This window comes from Actinomadura coerulea (genome assembly GCF_014208105.1).
Classification (GTDB): Bacteria; Actinomycetota; Actinomycetes; order Streptosporangiales; family Streptosporangiaceae; genus Spirillospora; species Spirillospora coerulea.
On sequence record NZ_JACHMQ010000001.1, the window covers coordinates 2,347,436 to 2,370,048 of the forward strand.

The 22,613-nt window shown below is 74.9% G+C and carries 21 protein-coding genes; 16 read left to right on the top strand and 5 right to left on the bottom strand.

The genetic code is table 11. The features are described from left to right. The first annotated feature begins 24 nt into the window (after positions 1–24). The 7 genes from BKA00_RS10885 to BKA00_RS10915 all read left to right on the top strand — a co-directional run bounded on the left by BKA00_RS10885 (position 25) and on the right by BKA00_RS10915 (position 8,544). Positions 25–1,707 (top strand): phosphoheptose isomerase, encoded by a 1,683-nt coding sequence (locus BKA00_RS10885; RefSeq protein WP_185024791.1) that lies wholly within the window; start codon positions 25–27, stop codon positions 1,705–1,707. Beyond that, the gene (locus BKA00_RS10890; protein WP_185024792.1) at positions 1,704–3,317 is read left to right on the top strand and encodes a hypothetical protein; all 1,614 of its coding nucleotides are present in this window, start codon (positions 1,704–1,706) and stop codon (positions 3,315–3,317) included. The genes BKA00_RS10885 and BKA00_RS10890 overlap by 4 nt, the downstream gene beginning before the upstream one ends. Before the next feature lie 133 nt (positions 3,318–3,450). After that, positions 3,451–4,977 (top strand): glucose-6-phosphate dehydrogenase, encoded by a 1,527-nt coding sequence (gene zwf, locus BKA00_RS10895; RefSeq protein WP_179841824.1) that lies wholly within the window; start codon positions 3,451–3,453, stop codon positions 4,975–4,977. Next, the gene (locus BKA00_RS10900) at positions 4,978–6,069 is read left to right on the top strand and encodes a glucose-6-phosphate dehydrogenase assembly protein OpcA (protein WP_185024793.1); all 1,092 of its coding nucleotides are present in this window, start codon (positions 4,978–4,980) and stop codon (positions 6,067–6,069) included. Continuing rightward, complete coding sequence (gene pgl, locus BKA00_RS10905) at positions 6,066–6,845, top strand: 6-phosphogluconolactonase (RefSeq protein WP_185024794.1); 780 nt, start codon at positions 6,066–6,068, stop codon at positions 6,843–6,845. The genes BKA00_RS10900 and pgl overlap by 4 nt, the downstream gene beginning before the upstream one ends. Before the next feature lie 129 nt (positions 6,846–6,974). Continuing rightward, the gene (locus BKA00_RS10910; protein ID WP_230299146.1) at positions 6,975–8,168 is read left to right on the top strand and encodes a L,D-transpeptidase; all 1,194 of its coding nucleotides are present in this window, start codon (positions 6,975–6,977) and stop codon (positions 8,166–8,168) included. 43 nt (positions 8,169–8,211) lie between these two features. Then, positions 8,212–8,544, top strand: a complete 333-nt coding sequence (locus tag BKA00_RS10915) for a cupin domain-containing protein (protein WP_185024795.1) — start codon at positions 8,212–8,214, stop codon at positions 8,542–8,544. Positions 8,545–8,625: 81 nt separating this feature from the next. Here the strand turns inward: BKA00_RS10915 and BKA00_RS38225 are convergent, their stop codons facing one another. Next, positions 8,626–11,304, bottom strand: a complete 2,679-nt coding sequence (locus BKA00_RS38225; protein ID WP_221493097.1) for an alpha/beta fold hydrolase — start codon at positions 11,302–11,304, stop codon at positions 8,626–8,628. 158 nt (positions 11,305–11,462) lie between these two features. On the opposite strand from BKA00_RS38225, the gene BKA00_RS10930 reads away from it, so the two are divergent. The 3 genes from BKA00_RS10930 to BKA00_RS10940 are packed head-to-tail and all read left to right on the top strand — an operon-like array spanning position 11,463 to position 13,760. Beyond that, positions 11,463–12,665, top strand: coding sequence for a sensor histidine kinase (locus tag BKA00_RS10930; protein WP_230299147.1), 1,203 nt, complete (start codon positions 11,463–11,465; stop codon positions 12,663–12,665). Then, positions 12,646–13,074, top strand: coding sequence for a pyridoxamine 5'-phosphate oxidase family protein (locus BKA00_RS10935; RefSeq protein ID WP_185024797.1), 429 nt, complete (start codon positions 12,646–12,648; stop codon positions 13,072–13,074). Before BKA00_RS10930 ends, BKA00_RS10935 begins: the two co-directional genes overlap by 20 nt. 20 nt (positions 13,075–13,094) lie before the next feature. Further along, positions 13,095–13,760, top strand: coding sequence for a response regulator transcription factor (locus BKA00_RS10940; protein WP_185024798.1), 666 nt, complete (start codon positions 13,095–13,097; stop codon positions 13,758–13,760). Here BKA00_RS10940 and BKA00_RS10945 read toward each other — a convergent pair. Then, positions 13,757–15,268, bottom strand: coding sequence for a DHA2 family efflux MFS transporter permease subunit (locus tag BKA00_RS10945; protein ID WP_185024799.1), 1,512 nt, complete (start codon positions 15,266–15,268; stop codon positions 13,757–13,759). The genes BKA00_RS10940 and BKA00_RS10945 overlap by 4 nt on opposite strands. A gap of 77 nt (positions 15,269–15,345) precedes the next feature. Between BKA00_RS10945 and BKA00_RS10950 the strand changes: the two genes are divergently transcribed. The 4 genes from BKA00_RS10950 (at position 15,346) to BKA00_RS10965 (ending at position 18,051) form a co-directional block, all read left to right on the top strand. Further along, a complete protein-coding gene (locus tag BKA00_RS10950; RefSeq protein ID WP_185024800.1) occupies positions 15,346–15,801 on the top strand; it encodes a MarR family winged helix-turn-helix transcriptional regulator in 456 nt (151 codons plus the stop codon). Positions 15,802–15,950: 149 nt separating this feature from the next. After that, a complete protein-coding gene (locus BKA00_RS10955; RefSeq protein WP_185024801.1) occupies positions 15,951–17,078 on the top strand; it encodes a sensor histidine kinase in 1,128 nt (375 codons plus the stop codon). Next, a complete protein-coding gene (locus tag BKA00_RS10960; protein WP_185024802.1) occupies positions 17,075–17,749 on the top strand; it encodes a response regulator in 675 nt (224 codons plus the stop codon). Before BKA00_RS10955 ends, BKA00_RS10960 begins: the two co-directional genes overlap by 4 nt. 89 nt (positions 17,750–17,838) lie before the next feature. Beyond that, complete coding sequence (locus BKA00_RS10965) at positions 17,839–18,051, top strand: hypothetical protein (protein ID WP_185024803.1); 213 nt, start codon at positions 17,839–17,841, stop codon at positions 18,049–18,051. Between the two features lie 15 nt (positions 18,052–18,066). On the opposite strand, the gene BKA00_RS10970 is transcribed toward BKA00_RS10965, so the two are convergent. After that, the gene (locus tag BKA00_RS10970; protein WP_185024804.1) at positions 18,067–18,438 is read right to left on the bottom strand and encodes a VOC family protein; all 372 of its coding nucleotides are present in this window, start codon (positions 18,436–18,438) and stop codon (positions 18,067–18,069) included. 625 nt (positions 18,439–19,063) lie between these two features. Continuing rightward, positions 19,064–20,452, bottom strand: a complete 1,389-nt coding sequence (gene pdxR / locus BKA00_RS10975; protein ID WP_185024805.1) for a MocR-like pyridoxine biosynthesis transcription factor PdxR — start codon at positions 20,450–20,452, stop codon at positions 19,064–19,066. Between the two features lie 46 nt (positions 20,453–20,498). Here pdxR and BKA00_RS10980 point away from each other — a divergent pair, with 46 nt between their 5' ends. Then, a complete protein-coding gene (locus BKA00_RS10980; protein ID WP_185024806.1) occupies positions 20,499–21,227 on the top strand; it encodes a phosphodiesterase in 729 nt (242 codons plus the stop codon). Between the two features lie 16 nt (positions 21,228–21,243). Here BKA00_RS10980 and BKA00_RS10985 read toward each other — a convergent pair whose 3' ends face one another. Next, positions 21,244–21,789 (bottom strand): helix-turn-helix domain-containing protein, encoded by a 546-nt coding sequence (locus tag BKA00_RS10985; RefSeq protein WP_185024807.1) that lies wholly within the window; start codon positions 21,787–21,789, stop codon positions 21,244–21,246. A gap of 74 nt (positions 21,790–21,863) precedes the next feature. Here BKA00_RS10985 and BKA00_RS10990 point away from each other — a divergent pair, with 74 nt between their 5' ends. Next, the gene (locus BKA00_RS10990; protein ID WP_185024808.1) at positions 21,864–22,595 is read left to right on the top strand and encodes an aspartate/glutamate racemase family protein; all 732 of its coding nucleotides are present in this window, start codon (positions 21,864–21,866) and stop codon (positions 22,593–22,595) included. Positions 22,596–22,613 lie beyond the last annotated feature (18 nt).

The following is a 22,613-nucleotide window of genomic DNA, read 5'->3' on the forward strand; positions in this document are numbered from 1 at the left end:
AACGATGGGGGCCGGGAGGGAACGGTGTCAGGATTCGACGTACTCACGCGCGGTGATGTGCTGGACTCGGCGCTGCAGGCGCGGGACTACCTCGTGAGCTGCGGCGTCCCCGGCGCGCTGGCCGCCAAGGACCCGCAGCTGTGGGGGCGGCGGGCGGTCGACCACAGCCGCCTCGGCTGGCTCGACCTGCCGTTCGCCTCCCGCGGCCTGCTGAACCAGGTCGGCGGACTGGTGGCGGAGGCGCGGTACTCGGGCCTCGACCATGTCGTGCTGATCGGCGTCGGCGCGGAGAGCCTCGCCGCGCAGGCCATCGTGGAGGCGCAGGAGCCCGCGATGGCGGGCGCCGGCGGCTCCGCCGAGCGGCCGTCCGGCGAGCTGACCGTCCTGGACGGCGGCGACACCGCGGCGCTCGCGTTCGCGATGGAGCGGCTCGACCGGACGCTGGTCGTGCTGGCCAGCAAGGCGGGCGTGTCCCTGGAGGGTGACGCCTACCGCCGGATCTTCGCGGCCGCGTTCCGGGAGCGGGGCCTGTCGGAGCGGGAGATCGCGAGCCGGTTCCTCGTCATCACCGACCACGGCAGCCCCCTGCACGACTTCGCCCGCCAGTGCGGCTACCGGATCGGGCTGACCGACCCCTACCTGCCCGGACACTTCGGCGCCCTGTCCGCCTACGGGCTCGTCCCCGCCGTGCTGGCGGGCGCGGACGCCGACCGGCTCCTGGAGGAGGCGGCGTCGCTGGTGCCGTCGCTGTCCAAGGACGAGGACAACCCGGGACTGCTGCTCGGCGCCGTCATCGGCGGCTGCGCGCAGCAGGGGCCGGGCGGCCTGGCCCGCGACAAGCTGCTGCTGCGCGAGCCGGGCGGGCCGGGCGCGCTGAGCGCGTGGATCTCCCAGCTGCTCGCGGTCGGCACCGGCAAGCGCGGGCGCGGGGTGCTGGCCTTCGAGCCGCCCGGCGGGCGGGGCGACTTCCCCGACGTGCACGGCGTGTCGGTCAACCCGCGCTCGGCGGCGCAGGACGAGTCCGACACCTCGGTGTGGGCGCCGCTCGGCGCCCAGTTCCTGATGTGGGAGTACGCGACGGCGGTCGCCGGGTGGCTGCTCGGCGTGAACCCCTTCGAGGCGGGCAGCACGGTCGTCCAGGAAGCCGAGGACGACGCCGCCACGCTGCTGCGCACCGTCGCGGACGGGTCGCTCACGGCGGAGCGGCCGGTGTACGTCGAGGACGACATCGAGGTGCACGCCGACTTCCCGTGGCCGCCCGGCGCCGAGCTGCAGACCGTCCTCGGCGGCCTGGTCGCCTCGGTGCCGTCCGACGGCTACCTGGCGGTGATGACGTACCTGTCGGGCGACTTCTCCGGGCGCTACCTGGCGCCGTCGCTGGCCCGCGCGTCCGGACGCCCGGTCGCCTACGGCCCGGGGCCCGGCTACCCGCACGCGACGGGCCCGGTGCACAAGGACGGTCCGGGCAACGGCGCGTTCCTGATCATCACCGGCGATCCCGCACCGGGGGACGCGCTGGCCGCGCACCCCGTCCCCGGACGCCCCTACAGCCTGGCGCAGCTGCAGATCGCGCGGGCCCTCGGGGAGCTGCGGGCACTGCGCGCGCGGCGGCTGCCGGTCATCCGGCTTCACCTGCGCAACCCGGTGGACGGCGCGGGGCGGCTGATCGAGGCGGTCCGCGCGGTGGCGGGGGCGCGCAGACCGTGAGCTTCACCGCCGTCGTCTCGGGGGAGACGGCCATCACCGCGCGCGGCCCGCTGAAGGAGGCCGCCGAGCGGGTCCTGGGCCGGTTGTGGATCGACCAGGTGCCGGTCCGGCTCGCCTCGGAGGACGCGTCGCTGTGGCCGTCGGCGGCCACCGCCGGCGTGGCGGGCCGCCCGCTGTGCTGGCCGGGGCAGCCCGGTCCCGGCCGCGCTGTTCTGGACCGTGCCGAACAGCTGCGCGCGCGGGCCCGCGAGGACGGGCTGACCGACGTGGTACTGCTCGGCGGCGGCTCCCCGGCCCGTGCCGCCGAGCTGATCGTCGCCGCCCGGGGGCGGCCCGCGCCGGACGGCCGCGGGTCCCTGACGGTGCTGGACGGCCCGGACCCGGGGCCGCCGCTGCGCCTGCGGGAGGACCCGGAGCGGCTGAACCGGACGGCGTTCGTGGTGACCGGCGCCGACCCGGCGACCGAGGCGCTGCGCGAGGTGTTCGCGGAGGCGCTGCGGGGGGAGGGCCTGTCCCCCGCCGGGATCGCGCGGCGGTTCGTGACGGTCGCCGAGCCGCGCGCGGCGGCGGCCGAGCACGCGGCGAAGGCGGGGCACGCGCTGGTCGAGGCTCCGGCGCCCACCGCGTTCGGCGCGCTGTCGCCCTACGCGCTGGTGCCCGCCGCGCTCGCGGGCGCCGACGTCGGGGCGCTGCTGGAGGAGGCCACCGCCGTCCTGCCGTCGCTCACGCGGCCGGAGCACAATCCGGGGCTCGTGCTCGGCGCCATCCTCGGCGGCGCGGCCCGGGCCGGGCGGCGGACGGCCGTGCTCGGCGGCTATCCGGCGGCGCTGCCGGGCATCGCCGGGTGGGCGGCGCTGCTGCTGCGGGAGGCCGCCCGCGGCCGGCTGGCGCCGGTGGTGCAGGACGGCGGCCTGCCGCTGCTGCCCGACGACGACCTGTTCCTGCTGACGTTCGACGGCCGCCCGCACCAGGACGACGCCACGGTGTCCGGGCCGCTCGCCGCGCAACTCGTCGTCTGGGAGTACGCCGCCGCCGTGGCGTCCTACCTGCTGGAGGCCGATCCGCTGGCGGAGGCGGAGCGTCCCGCCCCGATGACGCTGGACGACGGGACCGGCGAGCCGCTGTTCGCCGACGGCGACCCCGGCCGGGCGGTCGAGGCCCGCACGACCGTCCCGGCGCTGGCCGGCGCGTCGGGCCTGCCCGGGCTGCTGGACGCGCTGGCCGGCCGGGTCGGGCGGGGCGAGCACCTCGCGCTGGTCGCCCACCTCGACCCGGACGAGGCGCGCGGCCAGGGCGCGCAGGTGCGCCGGCTCGCCGCGCTGCTCGCCGCCCGCCTCGGGCGGCCGGTGCGGGTGGACTGGGGCACGCGGCCGCCCGCCGGCGGAAATGATCACCCGGACGGATGCGTTTACCTTCTGGTGACCGGGAACGTCGTCCGCGACGTGCCGGTCCCCGGCCGGCACCACAGGCTCGGCATGCTGCAGCTCGCGCGGGCGCTCGGGGACGCCCGCGACGCGCGCGCGGCGGGCCGCCCCGTGGTCCGGCTCCATCTGCAGAACCGCTGGGCGGGGCTGGCGCGGCTGCTCGACGCCGCCAGAGGGGACATATGAGCGCTCACACCGGGGACCGGCCGGGACCGTGGCCGGACAGGGGGCGATTCCGAGTTGGGGCCCGCGATACGAGTTGGGGCAGGATGCTTGCAGCAGTAGTCGAAGAAGGCGCAGTGCGATCAGAGGGGGCCACGTGACCAACACAGCCAATCCGCTCCGCGACCCGCGGGACAAGCGCCTGCCGCGGGTGGCCGGGCCGTGCGTGCTCGTGCTGTTCGGGGTCACCGGGGACCTGTCGCGCAAGAAGCTCCTCCCGGCGATCTACGACCTGGCGAACCGGGGGCTGCTGCCGCCGGGCTTCTCCCTGGTGGGATTCGCGCGGCGCGACTGGGAGAACGAGGACTTCCGCCAGATCGCCTACGAGTCCGTCAAGGCCCACGCGCGGACCCCGTTCCGCGAGGACGTGTGGACGCACCTGATGGAGGGCATGCACTTCGTTCCCGGTGAGTTCAGCGACCCGGGCGCGTTCGACGCGCTGGCGATGGCGGTCAAGGAGCTGGACGAGAGCCGCGGCACGGGCGGCAACTACGCGTTCTACCTGTCGATCCCCCCGAAGTTCTTCCCGCAGGTCGTCGAGCAGCTGCAGCGCAGCGGCCTCGCCGACCGCGAGGAGGGCTCGTGGCGCCGGGTCGTCATCGAGAAGCCCTTCGGCCGCGACCTGAAGACCGCGGTGGAGCTGAACGACACCGTGCACCGCGTGTTCCCCGAGGAGGCGATCTTCCGGATCGACCACTACCTCGGCAAGGAGACGGTGCAGAACATCCTGGCCCTGCGGTTCGCCAACACGATGTTCGAGCCGATCTGGAACCGCTCCTTCGTCGACCACGTGCAGATCACGATGGCCGAGGACATCGGGATCGGCGGCCGGGCCGGGTACTACGACGGCATAGGCGCCGCCCGCGACGTCATCCAGAACCACCTGCTGCAGCTGCTGGCGCTCACCGCGATGGAGGAGCCGACCTCGTTCAGCGCCGACGCCGTCCGCGCCGAGAAGGCAAAGATCCTCTCCGCGGTGCGGGTGCGGGGCGACCTCGCCCAGTCGACCGCGCGCGGGCAGTACGCGGCGGGCTGGCAGGGCGGCGTGAGCGTCCAGGGGTACCTGGAGGAGGAGGGCATCCCCGCCGACTCGCGCACCGAGACCTACGCGGCGGTCAAGCTGGAGATCGACAACCGCCGCTGGGCGGGCGTCCCGTTCTACCTGCGCACCGGCAAGCGGCTGAGCCGCCGGGTGACGGAGGTGGCGATGGTGTTCCAGCAGGCGCCGCACCTGCCGTTCTCGCACACCGACACCGAGGAGCTCGGGCAGAACGCCCTGGTGATGCGGGTCCAGCCGGACGAGGGCATCACGGTCCGGTTCGGCTCGAAGGTGCCCGGCACCTCGATGGAGATCCGCGACGTCAACATGGACTTCGCCTACGGCGAGTCCTTCACCGAGGCCTCGCCCGAGGCCTACGAGCGGCTGCTGCTGGACGTGCTGATCGGCGACCCGCCGCTGTTCCCCCGCCAGGAGGAGGTCGAGCTGTCCTGGAAGATCCTCGACCCGATCGAGGAGTACTGGGCGAGCCGCGGCGGCCTCGACCAGTACAAGTCCGGCGGCTACGGGCCCGACAGCGCCGACGAGCTGATGGCGCGGGACGGCCGAACCTGGAGGCGGCTCTAGATGAACATCGATCTGACCGGCACGACGACCCGCAAGATCCAGGACGCGCTCACGCAGTCCCGGCATCTGATGGGCGGCCCGGCCGTCGGCATGGTGCTCACACTGATCATCGTGACGGACGAGTCGGCGCAGTACGACGCGGTGCGCGCCGCGACCGAGGCGGCGCGCGAGCACCCCTGCCGGGTGCTGACCGTCATCTCCCGCGACCCCCGGGGCAACTCCTCGCGGCTCGACGCCGAGATCCGGATGGGCGAGACGGGCCCGGGCGAGACGGTGCTGCTGCGCATGTACGGGCCGCTCGCCGAGCACGCCGACTCCGTCGTGGTGCCGCTGCTGATGCCCGACACGCCGGTGGTGACGTGGTGGCCCGGCGGCAAGGTGCCGAAGGTGCCCGCCAAGGACCCGCTCGGCCGGCTGGCGCAGCGCCGGGTGACCGACGCCTACGCGGCGCGCGACCGGCTCGGCACCCTGGCCCAGCTCGCCGAGGGCTACCGGCCGGGCGACACCGACTTCACCTGGACCCGGCTGACCTCCTGGCGGTCGCTGCTGGCCGCCGCGCTCGACCAGGACCACGACGAGATCACCTCGGGCGAGGTGTTGGCGGAGCCCGACTCCCCCAGCGCGGAGCTGCTGGCGGCGTGGCTGTCGGTCCGGCTGGGCGTCGCGGTGAACCGGACGGTCTCCGAGGGCCCCGGCATCACCGGCGTCCGGCTGGCGACGACGGGCGGCGACCTGGTGATCGACCGCCCGGACGGGCGGGTCGCGACGCTGGGCCGCCCCGGCCAGCCCGACCGGCAGGTGTCGCTGATGCGGCGGCCGATGGCGGAGCTGCTGGCCGAGGAGCTGCGGCGCCTCGACCCCGACGAGGTCTACCGCGACGCCGCCGCCCGGTTCGCCAAGGACCTGGCGGGCGGGACGCAGCGGCCGGGCGTGGCGAGCGAGCCGGTGTCGGCGACGTCCGGCGCGGCCACGACGGGCCCCGCCAAGAAGCAGGCCGAGTCCAAGCAGGCCGAGTCCAAGCAGGCCGAGTCCAAGCAGCCCGCGTCCAAGCAGCCGGCGCGCAAGGGGCGCGGCCGGACGGGGGACGCGTGACTTCCCCGGCCGTCCTGGTCCACCGCGACCAGGCCCTGCTCGCCGAGGCCGCCGCGGCCAGGCTGGTGACGCGGATCGCCGACGCCCAGGCGGCGCGGGGCACGGCGTCGGTGGTGCTCACCGGCGGCGGCGTCGGCACCGCGGTGCTCGCCGCGCTGGCCGCCTCCGGCGCCCGCGACGCGGTCGACTGGGGGCGGCTCGACGTGTGGTGGGGCGACGAGCGCTTCCTGCCAGCCGGAGACCCCGAGCGCAACGAGACCGGGGCGCGGGAGGCGCTGCTCGACCGCGTCCCGCTCGACCCGTCGCGGGTCCACGCGATGCCGGCGGCGGACGGCCCGGACGGCGACGACCCGGAGGCCGCGGCGCGGCGGTACGCCGCCGAGCTGCGGTCCGCCGCCGGGGCCGGCGGCGGGCCGGTCCCGGCCTTCGACGTGCTGATGCTGGGCGTCGGGCCCGACGCGCACGTGGCGTCGCTGTTCCCGGAGCTGCCGGCGCTGCGCGACGAGGGAGCGGTGGCGGCGGTGCGGGGCGCCCCGAAGCCGCCCCCGACGCGGATCTCGCTGACGTTCCCGTCTCTGCGCGCCGCCGACGAGGTGTGGCTGCTGGCGGCGGGCGAGTCCAAGGCGAAGGCCATCGGGCTCGGGCTGGCGCCGGACGCGGACCCGTTCCTCGTCCCGTGCGCCGGGGCCCGCGGCCGCGGCCGGACCCTGTTCCTGCTCGACCGCGCCGCCGCGTCCGAGCTTCCGCCGGGTACGGGGCGCGTCACCTCCCCTTGAACCCCGCCTGAGGAAAGGCCCGTACACCTGGGAGAACACTGAACAGTGGCGGTGCTCCCGCATGCCTCGCCCGAAAGCGTGCATACCCTGACCAAGGGAAAACCCGCGTCGAGCGTGAGGAGTTCTCAGGTGCTCAAGGGTCGGACCGGGACGGTGGGAGCGGCGGTCGCCGGGGCGGTGGTGATCGCCGCCGCGGGCTGCTCCTCCGGGGGCGGCGGCGATGGCGGCGGCAGGGCCGAGGACGCGGTGAAGCTCGCCGTCACGCCCGCCACCGGGACGCGGCAGGCGGCCCCCGACGAACCGGTCACCGTCACGGCGGACAAGGGCAAGCTCACGAGCGTGACCCTCACCTACGGCAAGAAGGGCACGAGGGCCGACGGGAAGCTCGCCCCCGACGGGAAGTCGTGGAGGTCGTCGTGGACCCTGCGGCCGTCCACGACGTACACGGTCACGGCCAAGGCCACCGGGGACGGCGGCAAGCAGGCCACAACGACGTCCACGTTCACGACACTGACGCCGCGCAAGAAGCTGGAGAGCGGCATGTCGCCGCTGGACGGCGAGACCGTCGGCGTCGGCATGCCCGTCCAGCTGCTGCTGTCCAAGCCGGTGACCACCAAGGCCGGCAGGGTGGCGGTGGAGAAGGCCCTTGAGGTCCGCATGTCAAAGCCGGTCCAGGGCGCCTGGTCCTGGGTCAGCGACAAGGAGGTCGACTTCCGGCCCCGCGACTACTGGCCGTCCGGGCAGAAGGTGAAGGTCGTCGCGCACCTGGCGGGGCTGAACGCCGGCGGGGGCATGTACGGGATGAAGGACCGCAGCATCGGCTTCACCGTCGGGCCGCGGCACATCACCACCGTCGACGCCAAGGAGCACCGCGCGACGGTCACCGACGGCGGCCGGACGGTGCGGACGATGAAGGTGAGCCTCGGCAAGCCGGGCCACGACAGCTACAGCGGCACCATGATCGCGCAGGAGAAGGCGGCGCACATCGTCATGGACTCGGCCACCACCGGCGACCCCGGCGAGTACCGGATCCCGACCAAGTGGAACGTCCGCCTCACCTACAGCGGCACGTTCGTCCACTCGGCGCCGTGGTCGACCGACGCGCAGGGCAACGACAACGTCAGCCACGGATGCGTGAACGCGTCCCCGGGCGACGCCAAGTGGTTCTTCGACTTCACGAACCGGGGCGACGTGGTGAAGGTGACGGGCACGTCGCGGCAGCTCCGGTTCGGGAACGGGCCGACGCCGTGGGCGAAGTCCTGGGACGCCTGGCTGAAGGGCGGCGCCGTGGGCGAGCCCGTCATGGGCGCGCCCCTCGACTGAGGTCACCGGCGCCGTCCGCGGCCCCACTGGCACACTTGGTGCCATGCAGAAGCTCTCGTTGGACGCACAGGTACGGGACCTGATGAAGCGCGCAGCCTCGGCCTCGACCGGGCGCGGCGCCGCGACGGTGTACGGCGGGCACGAGCACGTCCTGCGCCAGACGCTGATCGCCATGACGGCGGGGACGGAGCTGGCGGAGCACGAGAGCCCCGGCGAGGCGACGGTCCTGGTGATGCAGGGCCGCGTCCGGCTGGTGGCCGGTGAGAACTCCTGGGACGGCCTCGCCGGCGACCTGCTGATCATCCCGGACGCGCGGCACAGCCTGGAGGCGCTGGAGGACGCCGCGGTGCTGCTCACCGTGGCCAAGTCCGGCTGACGGGCGGGGAAAGGCGCCGGGCCCGGCCGCCCGATGTCGGGTCGGCCGGGCCCGGCGCCTCCGGCGGGAGGACGTGCCGCCTCAGGCGCAGGTGAAGTCGCGCTCGGGCAGGCGGCCGGTCAGCAGGTAGCCGTTCACCGTCTCGCTGACGCAGGTGTTCGGGTAGCCGCGCTGGTAGGGCGCGTGGACGTCGGCGTCCAGCGTGACCATCCGCGATCCGCGCAGCAGCCCGTGCAGTGCCCGGTTGGCCGGATAGGTCGTGCGGGTGTCGCCGGTCGCGGCGACCATCAGCGCGGGCAGCCGCCCGCCGACCTCGGCCGGCCGCTCGGCGGGCCGCGCCGGCCAGAACGCGCACGGGTTGACGTTGCGGGTCAGGGGCGCGAACAGCGGGCTCGCCTCCCGGTTGCGCTCGATGTCGCGCCGGTAGAACTCCGGGTCGCGCGGCGCCGCCGCGTCCCCGCAGATGATGGCGGTCTGCCCGCTCCCGTACACCGACTCGGCTCCGGTGAGCAGGAACGCCAGTTCCTCGTCCAGCTCCTTGGTCGGCTGGATGCTCTTCCCCGCCGCGGCCTTGGCGAAGACCCCCAGCGACTCCGCCAGGACTGCCCGTGCCCGGTCCTCGTCGGTGCCGAGGTTGTCGAACAGCACGACCGGCAGCATGGTGTCGTCCACGCGGTACCGGCCGACGGCGAGAGGCGTCCTTGCGGCCGCCTTGACGAGCCCGCGCACTGTTTCGAGGACGTCGGCGCGGGTGCCGCCGAGGCCGTAGGCCGAGTCGCGCTTCGCGGCCCACGCGGCCCACGCGCCGAGCGCGTGGTCGTTGGCGCCCTCGGTGCCGGCCAGCAGGCGCGGCCCGAAGCGGGTCGGGTCGACCGAGCTGTCGAGGACGACGCGGTCGAGGCGCCCGGGGAACATCGCCGCGTACACCGACCCGAGGTAGGTGCCGTAGGACGCGCCGTTGTAGGAGACCTTCCGCTCCCCGAGGACGCCGCGGACGATGTCCATGTCGCGAGCGATGTTGCGAGTGCTGATGTGCGGCAGGACGCCGGTGTTCGTCCGCGCGCACCGGTCGGCGAGATCCTTGGCGAACGCGGCGGACCGGTCGAATGAGGCGCGGCTCTCCCCCGCCGACCGGATCCAGGTCCCGGAGGGCCCGCGGCAGTCGACCGGGGCGCTGCGGCCGAGCGAGCGCGGGTCCATCCCCACCAGGTCGTAGCGCGGGCCCGCCTTCCCCATGATGGAGCGCATGTAGGGCGGCATGTCGATGGCCGGTCCCGGGCCGCCGCCGTTGAGGATCATCGTCCCGATGCGGTGGTCGCCGTCGGACGCCGCCAGCCGGGAGATCGCGACGGTGATGGTGCGGCCCTCCGGACGGCGGTAGTCGAGCGGGACGGTGACGTCCGCGCACCGGGCGCCGGCCTCGTCGAGCTCCCTGCCGACCTCGTCGCCGGCGTCGAGGGCGCACTTCTTCCAGTTCGGCCGCTGGTCGTAGAAGCGGGAGAGACCGCCCTTCCCGGACGCGGCGGCGGCCGGTGCGGCGGTCAGCCCACCGGTCCGTGCGGCCGCCGGTGAGGCGGCCGGTGCGGCCGCCCCGTCGCAGAAGGCCGTCTCGACGAGCCTCATCTGGTCGTCGAACGCCTCCTTGGTGGGCGGGTTCTCGTTGAGGGCGACCGCCACGCGGCGCCCGGACGGGGCGACGCCCGAGACGGTGATGTAGCTCTCGATGCCGCCGGCGTGCCCCCACCAGGTGCCGCCGCAGCGCAGCGGGGTCCCGATCAGGCCGAGGCCGTAGGCCGCGCCGTCCCAGACGCGGTCGGGGTCGGCGGGGACCGTCTGCTTCATCTGCGCGAGCATCGCGGGGCTCAGCAGGCGGCCGCCCGTCAGCGCGCCGAAGAAGACGTTCAGGTCCCGGGGGCTGGAGACCAGCGCGCCGCCGGCCCAGGCCACCGTCGTGTTCATCTCGGTGTAGTCGCGCCAGCGGACGGTCCCGTCGCGCTCCTCACGCAGGTAGCCGTGCGCGTGCGCTCCCCTGATCCGCGTCTCGTCGCCCGGCCAGTAGGTGTCGCGCAGCCGCAGCGGCCGGATGATCCGGCGCTGGACCTCCTCCTCCAGGCTGTGCCCGCTCGCCTTCTCCGCGATGAGCCCCGCGATGATGTAGTTCGTGGTCGAGTAGTGCCAACCGGGGCGCGGGGGCGGGAGCTTCAGCGCCCGATCGATCAGTTCACCGGGCTCGAAGTGCCGGAAGCGGTACTCGTCGGGGCTGGAGAACGTGTCGGTGTAGTCGGGCAGGCCGCTGGTGTGCCGCAGCAGGCTCCGCACGGTGATCTTCCGGCCGTCGTAGCCGCCCCGGTCGAGAAGACCGGGCAGGTAGCGCTCGACGGGGGCGTCCAGCGAGACGCGGCCCTCCCGTGCCAGCTGGAGCACCGTGACGGCCGTGAACGTCTTGGTGACGCTGGCGATCCGCACCCGCAGGTCCGCGGTCATCGGCCGCCGCGTGCGCCGGTCGGCCACCCCGCTGCCGGCCTTCCACGTCCCGCACGCGGGATCGTCGACGCGGACGGCGGCGCCGGTGAGCCCGTGCGTCCCGGTCATCCGCTCCAGTGCCGCCAGGGTCGCCGTGCGGTCGGTGCAGCCGGCCGGCGCTGGCTCGGCTCGCGCGGGCGCCGGGACGGCGGCGGCCGCGGCGATCGCGGCCCCCGCCGCCAGCACCGCGACCGCCCGCCTGGCGGCCCGGCGCCGCATCGGTCGTGTCGTCGTCATGGTGTCCGACGCTAAGCACGCGAAGGCGCGGGCACACTGCGGGCAGCGGGCGGCCGCGGGGTGGGGACAGCCCCAGGACGCGCCCCGCGACCAAAGTCGATGGCGCCGCCGACCTGCGGCCGCTGACCGTGCCGGGCGCCATGGCTACCGTTGGGCGGATGGACCTTCTGCGCCGGCCGTGGCGCGACTGGCTCGGCGACCTCGGCGCCGCCGGCGCCGCGATGCTGCTCGGCTGGGTGCTGCTCCAGGGCACGGTGGACGACCTGCCCCCGGGAGAGACGATCGTGATCCGGCGGGACGTGCTGATCGGCGCCGTCGCCTGCGTGTTCCTCGTTCTCTTCCGGCGCCGCCACCCGGTGGCCCTCGCGGTCGTGATGGTGTTCGCGCAGTGGGCGGCGACGACGACGCTCGGCACGGCGGCGATCGCGATGTACTCGCTGGCGATGCTGCGCCCCTGGCGGATCGCGCTGCCGATCGCCGGCGCCAGCCTGGCTCTGATCATCGGGCTGTTCCGGGTCACGGCGCCCGAGAAGGAGTTCCTCCAGGGCAGCGTCATCTTCGCGCTGATCTACGCGGTCCTCGTCACGACGGGCATGCTGGTGCGGTCCCGGCGGCAGCTCATCGCCTCACTGGAGGAGCGGGCCCGCGCCGCCGGGACCGAGCAGCGGCTGCGGGTCGAGGAGGCCCGGCTGCTGGAGCGCGAGCGGCTCGCGCGCGAGATGCACGACGTCCTCGCGCACCGCATCTCGCTGCTGGCCGTGCACGCGGGGGCGCTGGAGTTCGGCCCGGGCACGCCGGACGGGCAGCGCGAGGCCGCCGGGATCATCCGGCGCAGCGCCTACGAGGCGATGGAGGACCTGCGCGAGGTGATCGGCGTCCTGCGGGACGACGCGCCCGGCGCCGATCCCGAGCGTCCGCAGCCGACCCTCGCGGACGTCCCCGGGCTGGTCGAGGAGTCGCGGCTGGCCGGGGGCCGCGTCACGCTGGAGCAGGACGTCCCCGACCCAGGGCTGGTCCCCTCCCGCGTCGGGCGGCACGCCTACCGGATCGTCCAGGAGGGGCTGACGAACGCCCGCAAGCACGCGCCGGGCGCGGAGGTCCGGGTGTCCCTGGCCGCGGGCGCCGAACTGGACATCGAGATCGTCAACGCGTTGCCCCCCGGCCCGCCCGCCCGGCCCCTGCCCGGCTCCGGCACGGGGCTGGTCGGCCTCGCCGAGCGCGTGGCGCTGCTCGGCGGGACCCTGGAGCACGGCCGCGGCGGCGACGGGCGGTTCCGGCTGCGCGCCCGCCTTCCGCTGCGGGCCGCGCATGGCGCCGGTACCGGTGGGAAGGGTGATACTCATGGCAGCGAACTCCTCTGACGAGCCCGTGCTCGAAGAACTCGACCGCGCCGAGTGCATGAAGCTCCTCGCCGGCGGCACCATCGGCCGGGTGGCGTTCGACGACGGCGAGGGACCGACGGTCGTCCCGGTGAACTACGCCGTCGAGGGCGACTCGGTGATCTTCCGCACGTCGGCGTCGGGCCGGCTGAACCGCAACCTGCTGTCGGCGGTGACCGGCGGGGAGGTCCGGGCGGCCTTCGAGGTCGACCGGTTCGAGGAGGCCCACCACGAGGGGTGGAGCGTGCTGCTGCGCGGCGGCGCCCACCCCCTGTCCGAGGCGGAGAAGGCCGAGGTCGCGCAGGTCCGGCCGTGGCCGGGCGGCGACCGGGAGGCGTGGTTCCGGCTGGCGGCCTCGAGCGTCACCGGGCGCCGCCTGCGCCGCGGCTGAGCCGCCCTTAGGGTGGCCGGATGGACTCTCCTCCCGTCCGCGTCCTGATCGTCGACGACGACGCGCTCGTCCGGACCGGCCTGTCGATGATGCTGGCGAGCGCCGGCGACCTGGAGGTCGTCGCGGACGTCGCCGACGGCGCCGAGGTCGTCGGCGCCGTGAACCAGCACCGGCCCGACGTCGTGCTGATGGACATCCGGATGCCGCGGATGGACGGGCTCGCGGCGACCGCGCTGCTGCGCGGCCGCCGCGAGCCGCCCGAGATCATCATCTTGACCACGTTCGACAGCGACGACCACATCCTGCGGGCGATGCGCGCGGGCGCGAGCGGCTTCCTGCTGAAGCACACCCCGCCGCCGGAGATCGTCCGGGCGATCCGCCAGGTCGCCGCCGGCGAGCCGATGATGTCGCCCGCGGTGCTGCGCAGGATGATGGCGTACGTGGCCGAGAGCGGCGCCGATCCGCGCCGCGCCCGCGCCCGCGGTCTGCTGGCCCGGCTGAGCGAGGGCGAGCGGGCCGTGGCCGCGCTCGTCGGGCGCGGCCTGACCAACAGCGAGATCGGCAAGGAGCTCTCGCTCAGCGTCGCCACCGTGAAGGCGTACGTGTCGCGGCTGCTGGCCAAGCTGGAACTGAACAACCGCGTCCAGATCGCCCTGCTCGTCCACGACGCCGCCCTCGACGACTAGTCCTCCGGGCCGCGCCGCGCCAGCGGGACGTGGCGGAGCAGCAGGGCCGCCGCCAGGCCCGCCGCGGCGACGGGCAGCGCCGCGACGAACAGGGTGGAGTACGCGTCGGCGAAGGCTTCGGCGACACCGTCGCGCACCGGCGCCGGAAGCGTCTCCAGCACCTCGGGGCGGACGGCGTCGCCGAACGCCGGGACCCGCCCGTCCGGGACCCGCCGGACGACCTCCTCGGCGAACCGGTTCGACACGACGGCGCCGAAGACCGCCATCCCGGCGGCGGTGCCGAGCATCCGGCTCGCGAACACGCCCGAGCTCGCCGCGCCGAGGTCGCGGTGCGGCGCCGCCTGCTGCGCGATCAGCATGACGACCTGCTGGGACAGCCCGGCGCCGAAGCCGAGCACCGCCATGGAGCAGCCCGCGGCGACCAGGCCGGTGCGGGCGTCCATCGTCGCCAGCAGCGCGATCCCCGCCGCGCTGACCGCCATGCTCGCCGCCGGCAGCCGGTGGTAGCGGCCGGTCCGGTGGATGTACTTCCCCGCCGCCACGGACGACGCCAGGAGAGCGAGCATCATCGGCAGCAGGAGCAGACCCGACCTGGTCGCGCCCACTCCCCCGACGACCTGGAAGAACATCGGCAGGTAGGTGGCGAGCCCGAATCCCGTCGCGCCGCCGACGGCCGCGACGGCGCAGGCCACGCTGAACGACCGGTCGCGGAACAGCCGCGGCGGGATGATCGGCTCGGCGGCCGTCCGCTCGGCGAGCACCCACACGGTGAACAGCACGGCCGAGGCCGCCGCCAGCGAGAGGACGACGGGCGAGCCCCACGCGTACCGCGTCCCGGCCCAGCTGGTGAACAGGGTGAAGCAGGTGACGGCGGCCCCGAGCAGGACGATCCCCGGGTAGTCGATCCGCGGCCTGCCCTTCGGCGCCGGCAGCCGCAGGAACGGCACGATCACGGCGGTGGCGGCGGCACCGAGCGGCAGGTTGAGGTAGAACACCCACCTCCACGACGCGTGGTCGGTGAGGACGCCTCCGGCCAGCGGTCCCGCGATGCTGGAGACGGCGAAGACGATCGCCGAGTAGCCCTGGTACCGGGCGCGCTCGCGCGGCTCGAACAGCTCGCCGGTGAGCGCGAACATCGAGCTCATCAGGCAGCCGGCCGCGGCGCCCTGGACGGCGCGGAACACGATCAGCCAGGTCATGGTGGGCGCCGCCCCGCACGCCGCCGATCCGGCGAGGAACCCCAGCAGGCCGGTCAGCAGGACGCGGCGGCGCCCGAACAGGTCCCCGAGCCGCCCCGACAGGGGGACGGTGACGCTGGTGGCCAGCACGTACGCCGTCGACACCCAGGCGAGCCGGTCGAGCCCGCCGAGGTCCCCCACGATCGTCGGCAGCGCGGTGCCGAGCACCGTCGCGTCCAGCGAGGACATGAGCCCGGCGAGCATGAGCCCGCCGAACACCAGCCGGCGGTGCCGGCCGGTCATGGGCGCGGTCGTCTCGATCACGCGCACCTCCCAATTCTATGCGTTGGACATATAGATGCTAGACACAGATAGATGAGTCGCGCAATCCATCTAGACTGGGCGCCATGAGCGACGAGGCGCTGGACGCCGTCGAGCGGAGCATGGTCAGGCTGCGCCGGGGCATGTCGCGGCAGCGGCTGGGCAAGGCGGCGATCAGGGACCACAACCTCCCGGTGGACGTGCAGGTCCTGCACGTCGTGGACATCGTGGACGAGGGCCCCGACCGGCCCGGCGAGGAGATGAGCGTCGGCCTGGTGGCCGCCCGCCTCGGCGTCGACGCCTCGCGCGGCAGCCGCATCGTCGCCGAGGCGGTCAAGTCGGGCTATGTCCGGCGGGTCGCCTCGCAGGAGGACGGCCGGCGCATCCACCTGGAGCTCACCGACGCGGGCAGGGCCGTCGTCGACGCCACCCGCCGCACCCGGCAGGAGCACTTCGCCAAGGCCATGAGCGGCTGGACGGACGAGGAGCGCTCCGCGTTCGCCCGCCTCCTGTCCCGCTTCGTCCACACCTACGAGGACTGACCGCCCCGGCGGCCGGCGCGGGGCGCCTCGCGTCCTCCCCCGGTTGCGGTCGGACGGCGCGCGCCTACGACCACGGTCGCGGGTCCGGTGCGGAGCGCTCGGCCTCACGGAGGACGGAGCCCCGGTCGACCGGCGTCTAGGCTGACGGGATGGGTGGTCGCCTGATCCCGCCGCCGGGGCGCGCACGGGACGCGGCCCTGGCGGGCGGAGTGCTCGCCGTGGTGGCCGTCAGCAGTCTGAAGTCGCTCGTCGGCCCGCGCGAGGAGCCGTGGGCGGCGACCGCGTTCGACTGGGCGCTGATCCTCCTCGCCTGCGGGTCGCTGTTCTTCGCCCGCGGGCGGCCGGTGGCCGTCGCGGCCCTCGTCCTGGTGACCACCGGCGCCTACTACGTCGCCAGCCTGCACGACGGCGGGCTGATGATCGCGGTCATCGCGGCACTGTACGCGGTCGCGGCCGGCGGCCGGCTCCAGGCCGCCGTCGTCCTGTCGGCGCTGACCGTGATCGCCACCGGCGCCGGGACCCTGCTCGGCAACCGCGACGTCAACGGCGTCGCCCTGTTCATGCTGACCGGGTGGCTGGTGGCCGTGGTGGCGCTCGGGTGGGTGCGGCACAGCCGGCTCGCCTACCTGCGCGAGGCCGAGCGGCGCGCCGCGGGCGAGGAGCGGCTGCGCATCGCCCGCGAGCTGCACGACGTCGTCGGCCACCACCTCTCGCTGATCAACGTCCAGGCCGGGACGTCGCTGCACCGCTTCCACCGGGACCCGGCGCAGGGCGAGGCGGCCCTCGCCGCGATCAAGGCGTCGAGCCGGGAGGCCCTGCGCGACCTGCGCGCCACCCTCGGGGTGCTGCGGCAGGCCGACGAGGAGGCGCCGACCGCGCCCCCGCCCACCCTGGACGGGATCGGCGGGCTGATCGGGACGGCCCGGGCGGCCGGCCTCACCGTGCACGGCGGCGTCACCGGCGAGGCGGACCCGCCCACCGAGGTCGGCCTGGCCGCCTACCGCATCGTCCAGGAGTCGCTCACCAACGTCTCGCGGCACGCCGCCGCCGCGGAGGTCACGGTCAGCGTCGAGCGGGGGCCGGGCGCGCTGCTCGTCGAGGTCGCCGACGACGGCCGGGGCGCCGGGCCGCCGCCGGCGGGTCCGGGAAGCGGCGTCGAGGGGATGCGCGAACGGGCCCGCGCGCTCGGCGGCGAGCTGACGGCGGGACCGCGGCCGGGCGGCGGCTTCCTCGTCCGGGCCCGGCTGCCCTACGGGAACGAGGCGCGCACGCGATGATCAAAGTTCTGCTGGCCGACGACCAGGGCCTGGTCCGGGCCGGGTTCCGCTCCATCCTCGACGACGAGGACGACATCACCGTCACCGGCGAGGCCGCGGACGGCGCGCGGGCGGTCTCCGCCTGCCGCGAGCTGCGTCCGGACGTGGCGCTGCTGGACGTGCGGATGCCCGGCATGGACGGCCTGGAGGCCGCCCGCCGGATCACCGCCGACCCGCGCCTGGACGGCGTGCGGGTGGTGATCCTGACGACCTTCGACCTCGACGAGTACGTGTACGGGGCGCTGCGCGCCGGGGCCACCGGTTTCCTGCTCAAGGACACCGAGCCGGCGGAGCTGATCCACGCGGTGCGGGTGGCGGCGCGCGGGGACGCGCTGATCACCCCGTCCGTCACCCGCCGCCTCATCGGCGAGTTCGCCGGGCGGGCGCAGGCGCCCGTGCCCGGCCCGCGGCTCGGCTCCCTCACCGTCCGGGAGCGGGAGGTGATGCTGCTCGTCGCGGCCGGGCTCAGCAACGACGAGATCGCCGCGCGCCTCGTGCTCAGCCCCGCCACCGCCAAGACCCACGTCAGCCGCATCATGTCCAAGCTGGACGTGCGGGACCGCTCGCAACTGGTCATCCTCGCCTACGAGTCCGGCATGGTCAGCCCGCGCTGGATGCGACCACGGAAGTAGGCGCGCCGCCGGCCCGCAACCGGTGGTGTAGCGCGCAAGCCCGCCGCGGGCCGATGCGCCGGGGGCGGCCGCGTCCCGATGCTGGGACCATGAACCACACCGGCGCCATGATCGGGTTCGTGGTCGGCGGAGCCGCGGGCTTCCTGCTGACCGAGACCGTGGGAGCGTTCTTCACCTTCGTCCTGGACCGCACGCTCGACGTCGACGGCACACCCGTCCTGCTGGCCGCCTTCGTCGTCGTGCCGATCCTGTCCGCGCTCGTCGGCGCCTTCGCCGGCTCCCGGTTCAGGACCGGCCGGTGAGCCCGGCCCCGGCGGTCAGGCCAGGCGGGCCCGGAGCAGGCAGAACTCGTTGCCCTCCGGATCCGCCAGGGGCACCCAGCTCTCCTCGCCGGTCTGCCCGACGTCCACCGGCCGCGCCCCCGCGGCCAGGAGCCGCTCGAGCTCGGCGTCCTGGTCCCGGTCCGTGGCGTTGACGTCGAAGTGCAGCCGCAGCTTGCCGTTCTTCGGGTCGTCGCTGCGGCTGAGGATCAGCGTCGGCTGGAGCCCGCCGAACCCCTCGGGCGGGCCGATCTCGATGTCGTCGCCCTCCCTGTCCAGCTCCACGAACCCGAGCACCTCGCACCAGAACTCCGCGAGCCTCTCCGGATCGCGGCAGTCGAGCACCAGCTCGCTCACCCGGCACGCCACGGTCGGCCTCCACCAAGGAAGATCGGATATTCGGCCCCCACGTTCTCAGAGACCGGTGCCGGGCGTCGAGCGAAATGCCGCCGGGCGGCTGGAACGGTCCCGGCCGCCGCCCCTGGAAGCGCAACCGCTGGCGGCCGGAGGCGAAGGCCTCGGCGACCCGGGCCTCGGTACCGGCGGCGTCCTCGCCCACATGATCACCCTAGCGGCGGACGGCCGTCGCCATGCCGGTTCGCGGAGGGCGGCGGTCGGGGGGTCAGAAGTGGGTCGCGGGGACGTCAGGCATGCGGATCCTCACGGTCAGTGGTCGAAGTGTCGCGCTCGGGAATGGGGGCTCATGGCGTCGATCCCCGGGAGGAACCGCAGATGCCAGCTCAGCGCCTGGTCCACTGCCCGCCGACAAGACGGTGCAGTGGCGGCTGTACGAGATCAGGTTGCGCGGCGGCCCCTCCGTCTATCTGATGGGTGCCGACCCCGACCTGGGGCGGGCCTCCGACGCTCGTCCACGCGTGGTCGGCCGTCCCCACCACCATCCCGGCGGGGGACATCGACGAGGAGGACGCCTGGCTCGTCGGCGAGGACTAGGGAGCGGCACCCGAGCCGCGCACGAACATGTGAGCGGCGCGGGTCACGCCTGGGCGAGCACTGCGCAGAGGGCGTCCAGAGCGGCCGGGTAGGCGGCGCCGAGGGGGGTGCTGTAGCCGACGACGAGGCCCTGCGGGCGTTCGCCGGGATCCTGCCAGTGGTCGCGCAGAGGCATGAGGGCGAGGTCATGGAACGCGGCGCGGCGCATGGCCTCGCCCTCACCGTCCCCGCCGTCCGGGAGCAGGACCAGGGCGTGCAGCCCGGCGGCGACCCCCTGCACCCGGACCCGCGGGGCGCGGCCGCGCAGCGTCTCGACCAGGAGGTCGCGTCGGCGCCGGTAGCGCAGGCGGGCGGCGCGGACGTGCCGGTCGTAGGCGTGGGTGCCGATGAGGTCGGCGAGGACGAGCTGGGCGAGCGAGGGTGTGTGGGCGTCGGCGAGGCGCTTGGCCTCGGCGAAGGGCTCGACCAGGTGCGCGGGCAGGACCAGCCAGGCCAGGCGCAGCGCCGGGGCCAGGGTCTTGGACGTGGTGCCGCCGTAGACGACGTGGTCGGGCGCCGTGCCCTGCAGAGCCCCGACCGGCTGGCGGTCGTAGCGGAACTCGCCGTCGTAGTCGTCCTCGACGATCGTGCCGCCGGCATCGCGGGCCCAGGCGGCGAAGGCGCGGCGGCGGTCCGGGCGGAGGGTCGCGCCGGTGGGGTACTGGTGCGCCGGCGTGAGCACGGCCGCGCCCCCCGGACCGAGCTGGTCCGGACGCGCGCCGCGCTCGTCGACGGGCAGCGGGACGACGGCGAGCCCGGCGCGCCGGACGATCGCGCGGTGGAAGGGGTGCCCCGGCTCCTCCATCGCCATCGACTCCGTTCCCAGGTCCCGCAGGACGGAGGCGAGGAGGCCGAGGGACTGGGCGTAGCCGGAGGTGACCACGATCCGGGACGGGTCGGCGTGCACGCCCCGCGCCCGGCCGAGGTATCCGGCCAGCGCCTCGCGGAGCTCGCGGCGTCCGCGCGGGTCGCCGAGCGCGTGCACGTCGGGCGGGGCGGACGCCAGGACGCGCCGCGTCGAGCGCAGCCACGCCGTGGAGGGGAACGTGCTCAGGTCGGGCCGCCCGGGCAGCAGGTCATGCGCCGGGGCATCGGCGGACGCCGGTTCGGCGGGCGCGGGCGCCGGGGCGGGCCCCGCCGCGACCCGCGTCCGCCCGCCGGGGACGGCCGTGAGGTAGCCCTCGGCCGTCAGCTGGTCGTAGGCGGCGCTGACCGTCCCGCGCGCCAGGCCCAGCTCGGCGGCCAGCGCGCGGGTCGAGGGGACGACGTCGCCGGGGGCCAGGCGCCGGGACCTGACGGCGTCGCGGAGCGCGCGTTCGAGACCGGCGCGGCGGCCGCCTGAGGCGTCGACGTCCAGATGCAGGTCCACCGAACCGGCCCAGTCTTTGCGCATGGAACCGGATCTTAATACTGGTCCGGTCCGCGCCTAGGTTTCTCACATGATTGTTTTCGCGCAGCTCAGCGACACCCATCTGGACGGCGGCGACGCCCGGGCCGAACGCGCGGCCCGCGTCATGGACCATCTGAACGGCGTGCCGGTCGACGCCGTCCTCGTCACCGGGGACATCGCCGACCACGGCGAGCCCGCCGAGTACGAGCAGGCCCGCAAGGTCCTCGCGTCGGGCCACCCGGTGCTGACCTGCCCCGGCAACCACGACAGGCGCGGCCCCTACCGGGAGTTCCTGCTGGACGAGCCGCCCGGCGGCGGCCCGGTCAACCGCGTCCACGAGATCGGCGGGGCCACCTTCCTGATGTGCGACTCGACCGTCCCCGGCGAGGACCACGGGCGGCTCGACGACGAGACGATCGGGTGGCTCGACCGGCGGCTCGCCGCGGCACCGGACGCGCCGGCGTTCGTCTGCTTCCACCACCCGCCCGCGAGGCTCCAGATCCCGTACGTGGACGGGATCCGGCAGTTCGGCGAGCGGCGCCTCGCCGAGGTGGTCCTGCGCCACCCGCAGGTCGTGGCTCTGCTGTGCGGGCACGCCCACACGGCGGCTGCCACGACCTTCGCGGGACGGCCGCTGCTCGTCGCCCCCGGCGTCGTGTCCACCCTCCGGCTGCCGTGGCAGCGGGGCGACATCGCCGACCTGGCCGCTCCCCCGGGCGTCGCCTTCCACGTCCTGGACGACGAGGGCCGGCTGAGCACGCACTACCGCACCTTCTAGCGGTGCGGGGCCGGGGCTAGAGGTGCTCCATCAGGAAGACCGCGGCCGTGCCGGGCACCAGGGCCTCGAAGACGTGCGGGGCGTCGCCGGGGTAGGAGAGGTAGTCGCCGGGCCCCAGTTCCACCGGCTCTGAGGCGGGCCCGGCCAGGGCTCGGCCGGCGCCGAGGACGACGTGCTCGGCGGTGCCCGGCGGGTGGGGGTCGGAGACCCTCGCCTCGCCCGGTTCCGCCGTGACGCGGTAGAGGTCGCGGCGCGCGTGCGGCGGGGACGACGCCAGCAGCGTCGCCGTGTAGTCGGCCCGGTCGGAGTGCGCGGCCGGCCCCTCCCCCGCCCGGACCACCCGGACGGCCGGGCGCGGCGGGTCCACCAGGCGGCTGAAGGGCACCTCCAGGGCCGTCGCCAGGGCCCACAGCGTCTCCACGCTCGGGTTCCCGGCGCCCGACTCCAGCTGGGAGAGCGTCGACTTGGCCAGGCCCGCGCGCCTGGCCAGCTCCGTCTGGGAGATCCCGGCGCGCTCGCGCTCCCGCCGGATCGACGCCGCGACCGTCGCGATCACATCCACTCGCCCGCTCCCGTCCTCAGAAGGTAGTGTTCACTGTACTGGACGACCGTTCGCCACAACGAACAGGACTGAGCATGAGGCACCTCGGCATCCTCGCCCACAGCGCGGAAGGCGCCGCGCTGTGCTTCCGGACCTTCTGCCAGGAGGGCTTCCGCGAGCTGGGCCCCGACGACCACCCGGACGTGACGCTCGACCTCATCGCGCTCGCGCGCAGCATGCCCGCGTGGGAGGCCGGGGACCACGCCCGGATCCGGGAGATCCTGGCCGAGAGCGCCGGGCGTCTCGCGGCGGCGGGCGCGGACTTCTTCGTCTGCCCCGACAACACCGCGCACCTGGCCCTCGAACACCCCGGTGACGAGCTGGCGCTTCCCGGCCTCCACATCGTCCAGGTCGTCGCCGACCAGGCCGCCCGTGACGGCCGAACGCGCGTCGGCGTGCTCGGCACCCGCTTCACCATGGACGGGCCGCTCTACCCGCGCGAGCTGGCCGCGCGCGGCATCGCCGCCGTGGTCCCGGACCCGGCCGACCGGGAGACCGTCGACCGGATCATCTTCGACGAGCTGGTCAACGGGGTCTTCACCGAGGACTCGCGCCGCGAGTACGTCCGGATCATCGAGCGCCTGGCCGGGCGCGGGTGCGACGCGGTCGCGCTGGTGTGCACCGAGATCCCGCTCCTGGTCACGCCCGAGGCCTCGCCGCTGCCCACGCTCGACTCCACCCGCCTGCTGGCCCGCGCCGCCTTCGACGTGGCCGCGGACCGCCGCCCCGTCCCGACCTGGCGCGGCGGACGCTTCGAAGCCCGTTGAAACGACCCGCCCCTAGAT

What these genes read in the sequence shown, in the direction of transcription:
- BKA00_RS10900 (WP_185024793.1), top strand. Translation starts at nt 4,978, where the DNA reads ATGAACATCGATCTGACCGGCACGACGACCCGCAAGATCCAGGACGCG.
- BKA00_RS10915 (WP_185024795.1), top strand. Translation starts at nt 8,212, where the DNA reads ATGCAGAAGCTCTCGTTGGACGCACAGGTACGGGACCTGATGAAGCGC.
- BKA00_RS38225 (WP_221493097.1), bottom strand. Translation starts at nt 11,304, where the DNA reads ATGACGACGACACGACCGATGCGGCGCCGGGCCGCCAGGCGGGCGGTC.
- BKA00_RS10930 (WP_230299147.1), top strand. Translation starts at nt 11,463, where the DNA reads ATGGACCTTCTGCGCCGGCCGTGGCGCGACTGGCTCGGCGACCTCGGC.
- BKA00_RS10935 (WP_185024797.1), top strand. Translation starts at nt 12,646, where the DNA reads ATGGCAGCGAACTCCTCTGACGAGCCCGTGCTCGAAGAACTCGACCGC.
- BKA00_RS10940 (WP_185024798.1), top strand. Translation starts at nt 13,095, where the DNA reads ATGGACTCTCCTCCCGTCCGCGTCCTGATCGTCGACGACGACGCGCTC.
- BKA00_RS10950 (WP_185024800.1), top strand. Translation starts at nt 15,346, where the DNA reads ATGAGCGACGAGGCGCTGGACGCCGTCGAGCGGAGCATGGTCAGGCTG.
- BKA00_RS10955 (WP_185024801.1), top strand. Translation starts at nt 15,951, where the DNA reads ATGGGTGGTCGCCTGATCCCGCCGCCGGGGCGCGCACGGGACGCGGCC.
- BKA00_RS10960 (WP_185024802.1), top strand. Translation starts at nt 17,075, where the DNA reads ATGATCAAAGTTCTGCTGGCCGACGACCAGGGCCTGGTCCGGGCCGGG.
- BKA00_RS10965 (WP_185024803.1), top strand. Translation starts at nt 17,839, where the DNA reads ATGAACCACACCGGCGCCATGATCGGGTTCGTGGTCGGCGGAGCCGCG.
- pdxR (WP_185024805.1), bottom strand. Translation starts at nt 20,452, where the DNA reads ATGCGCAAAGACTGGGCCGGTTCGGTGGACCTGCATCTGGACGTCGAC.
- BKA00_RS10980 (WP_185024806.1), top strand. Translation starts at nt 20,499, where the DNA reads ATGATTGTTTTCGCGCAGCTCAGCGACACCCATCTGGACGGCGGCGAC.
- BKA00_RS10990 (WP_185024808.1), top strand. Translation starts at nt 21,864, where the DNA reads ATGAGGCACCTCGGCATCCTCGCCCACAGCGCGGAAGGCGCCGCGCTG.